The organism is Leclercia sp. M50, assembly GCF_037150775.1.
Taxonomy (GTDB): domain Bacteria; phylum Pseudomonadota; class Gammaproteobacteria; order Enterobacterales; family Enterobacteriaceae; genus Enterobacter.
The window spans coordinates 1-3,539 of the sequence record NZ_JBBCPK010000188.1; the positions used below are offsets into that span (position 1 = coordinate 1).

Consider the following 3,539-nt stretch of genomic DNA (forward strand, 5'->3'; position numbering starts at 1 on the left):
GTGCCGATGACCGCCCCGGGAAAATTAACCTGGGTATTGGTGTCTATAAAGATGAGACCGGCAAGACCCCGGTACTGACCAGCGTAAAAAAAGCTGAGCAGTATCTGCTGGAAAATGAAAATACCAAAAACTACCTCGGCATCGACGGTATTCCGGAATTTGGTCGTTGCACCCAGGAACTGCTCTTCGGCAAAGGCAGCGCGATTGTCAGCGATAAACGTGCCCGCACGGCGCAGACCCCTGGCGGTACTGGCGCACTGCGCGTGGCAGCGGATTTCCTTGCCAAAAACACCAGCGTAAAAACCGTCTGGGTGAGCAATCCGAGCTGGCCGAACCACAAGAGTGTCTTTAACTCTGCGGGTCTGGAAGTGCGTGAATATGCTTACTACGACGCGGCCAACCACTCTCTGGACTTCGACGGCCTGCTGGCCAGCCTGAGCGAAGCGCAGGCGGGCGATGTGGTGCTGTTCCACGGCTGCTGCCATAACCCAACCGGCATTGATCCGACGCTGGAGCAGTGGGAACAGCTGGCGAAACTCTCCGTAGAAAAAGGCTGGCTGCCGCTGTTCGACTTCGCGTATCAGGGCTTTGCCCGTGGTCTGGAAGAAGATGCAGAAGGCCTGCGCGCTTTCGCAGCAGTCCATAAAGAGCTGATTGTTGCCAGCTCCTACTCCAAGAACTTCGGCCTCTACAATGAGCGCGTTGGTGCCTGTACGCTGGTGGCGTCTGATGAGCAGACCGTTGACCGTGCGTTCAGCCAGATGAAATCCGTTATTCGTGCTAACTACTCTAACCCGCCGGCTCACGGTGCGTCTGTAGTGGCGACTATCCTCAGTAATGACGCCCTGCGCGCTATCTGGGAGCAGGAACTGAACGACATGCGTCAGCGTATTCAGCGCATGCGTCAGCTGTTTGTGAACACCCTGGCAGAAAAAGGGGCGGATCGCGACTTCAGCTTTATCATCAAACAGAATGGCATGTTCTCATTCAGCGGCCTGACCAAAGAGCAGGTTCTGCGTCTGCGCGAAGAGTTTGGCGTGTATGCGGTGGCATCAGGTCGTGTTAACGTGGCGGGGATGACGCCGGATAACATGGCGCCGCTGTGCGAAGCGATTGTCGCAGTGCTGTAAAAACGCTAAGCCGGGCGGCACTGCGTTTGCCCGGCCTACGTGTAGGCCCGGTAAGCGTAGCGCCACCGGGCAATTAAAAAAGCCTGCTTAAAGCAGGCTTTTTTAATGGTGATTACCAGACCGGCAGTTCATCCTGCAGGAACGGATTGTGCAGCCGTTCGTATCCCAGGGTAGACATCGGGCCATGACCTGAAATAAAAGTCACATCGTCGCCCAGCGGTAATAACTTCTCTTTGATCGAGCGGATCAGCTGGCCGTGATCGCCCCGGGGGAAATCACTGCGCCCTACGCCGCCTTTAAAGATCACATCACCGGAAATCAGCAGGCGCGACTGGTCATCAAAGAAAACAATATGGCCTGGAGTATGCCCTGGACAATGCAAGACCTGTAATGTCACATTGCCCACGTTGACGCTCTCGCCCTCATTCAGCCAGCGATCCGGCGTCAGAGGGAGACATTCATCAAGGCCAAACATGCGGCTTTGCGCCGGCAATCCCTGCAGCCAGAACTCATCTTCTTTTTCCGGGCCAATCACCGGCACGCCATAATGCTGTGCTAGTTCAGCCGCCGCCCCCACATGATCGAGATGGCCGTGGGTCAACAGGATCTGCATTAAGGTCACGCCAGCGGCAGCGACTTCCTGTTTGATCTTCTCTGCGTCGCCACCGGGATCGACCAGGGCTGCCAGTTTGGTTTGTTCACACCAGATAAGCGAACAGTTCTGGGAGAAGGCGGTGACCGGAATAATACGATAGTTCATACTGCTCCTGATTTGTTATTACCAGTGCCGCAATGGCCCGGTATCAATATGCACAAAGTTGCTACGTGGATAATATCCTACACCACCTGCGCGCATAGATAACGCAGCTTTGCGAACATTGGCTAACGAAATGCCTTCAATATGAAAATCCATCGCCTGCCCTTTGGTGTGATAGCTCTTTTTGGCTACACCGCGGCTGTGGGCACGCAATTCATTATTGGTATCAAGGGAGCGATAGCCGGAAATGAGCTGTACCGGTTTGCGGGTGCCAAGCAAACCCTGCAGGCGGTAAAGCTGGTCAAATAATCCCGGATCGATGGTTTTTACTTTATTGGCGCGGAAATCACGGAAAAAGTGATTCAGCCTGGCTAATTCATCCTGAATATAGCCCCGACCGTCAAAAAACTCAGCTTTGATTGACTCACCTGTGTGCAGGTTATTAAGCGTCAAAATACGTGGTCGAGGGGTAGAGAGCGTGGCAAATGATGGCGTAGGTAAGATGGCCGCGCCCAGCGCAATGCCACCTAACGCCAACAACTTACGGCGATTAGCGTCGAATTTGTCCATGGTAATCAGGTCTACAGGTCAATGTTATCGTATAGATGCTTTACAGCGCACGAAGGGCACATTACCGGGCAAACCTGTCATCGTCAAGGCACCACAACCCAGGAAAGACGGGGCTTGCAACCGCAAGACCCCGTTTATTTTCCCACTTAGACTACCGGAATTTTCCGAACTTCTTCATTTATCTGATCAATTGCTCTGCTTTGGGCAGAATTTGTGTGTTGGACCGGGCAGTCTCATCATAATTGTAAATATCTGTACGGTACTGCGTTCGACCGTCTTTGCCGACGAAGGCGGTAAGATAGTACAGATTAACCGGAATATTCTGGCGGATATTCACATATCGCGTGTCACCCTGCTTCAGCGCATCCGAGATACGTGTGTCGTTCCAGCCTGCATCCTGTAACAACATATTTGCCAGTTCTGACGCTTTATTGACGCGCACACAACCGGAGCTGAGCGCACGCGCATCTTTCTGGAACAGGTTGTGGTTCGGCGTATCGTGCAGATAGATGGCATCCGAGCTTGGCATATTGAATTTATACCGACCCAGCGAGTTGTGTGCACCAGGTGCCTGCTGGAAACGGAAGGGTAAATTCGCCGGCGTGATGGTCGCCCAGTCGACTTGCCACGGATCTATCGCCTCTTTACTGTTCCAGCCGCGCAGCACGGTATAGTTATGGCGTTCAAGATAACCCGGGTCATTCCACACCTTCGGCAAAATATCTTTGCGCGCCAGCGTCGGCGGCACATTCCACGGCGGGTTAACCACCACATTATTCAGCGCGCTGCTCATCATCGGCGTTTTACGATCCGGGCGGCCCACAATCACGCGGGAGGCCAGCACTTCACTGCCGTTCTGGTAATAGACCAGCGAAAAGGCCGGGATATTCACCATGATGCCCGTCGAGAGTGTTCCCGGCAGCAAACGCAGGCGCTGGATATTCAACGCCAGCACCCCGGCACGCTGCGCAGGAGTCATGTTTAGCGCCTCACGCGTCGCCTGGCCGATAACGCCATCAGCGCCCAGCCCCTGGCTGGTCTGGAAGGCTTTTACCGCTTCAACCAGGCTGCGGTCGTAGGAG

Annotated in this window: 4 protein-coding genes; 1 reads left to right on the forward strand and 3 read right to left on the reverse strand. The window is 54.2% G+C overall.

From position 1 onward, the window contains the following. Positions 1-1,130, forward strand: a 1,130-nt coding sequence (locus tag WFM46_RS23150; RefSeq protein WP_336998658.1) for an amino acid aminotransferase, incomplete at its 5' end; no start/stop codon positions are given. Positions 1,131-1,242: 112 nt separating this feature from the next. Here the strand turns inward: WFM46_RS23150 and WFM46_RS23155 are convergent. The 3 genes from WFM46_RS23155 to ldtD all read right to left on the reverse strand — a co-directional run. Further along, positions 1,243-1,890, reverse strand: a complete 648-nt coding sequence (locus WFM46_RS23155) for an MBL fold metallo-hydrolase (RefSeq protein ID WP_103178936.1) — start codon at positions 1,888-1,890, stop codon at positions 1,243-1,245. Between the two features lie 18 nt (positions 1,891-1,908). Continuing rightward, positions 1,909-2,457 (reverse strand): YcbK family protein, encoded by a 549-nt coding sequence (locus WFM46_RS23160; RefSeq protein WP_103178935.1) that lies wholly within the window; start codon positions 2,455-2,457, stop codon positions 1,909-1,911. A 178-nt stretch (positions 2,458-2,635) separates the two neighbouring features. Beyond that, on the reverse strand, positions 2,636-3,539 hold a 904-nt coding region (gene ldtD / locus WFM46_RS23165; RefSeq protein ID WP_336998659.1), incomplete at its 5' end, for a L,D-transpeptidase.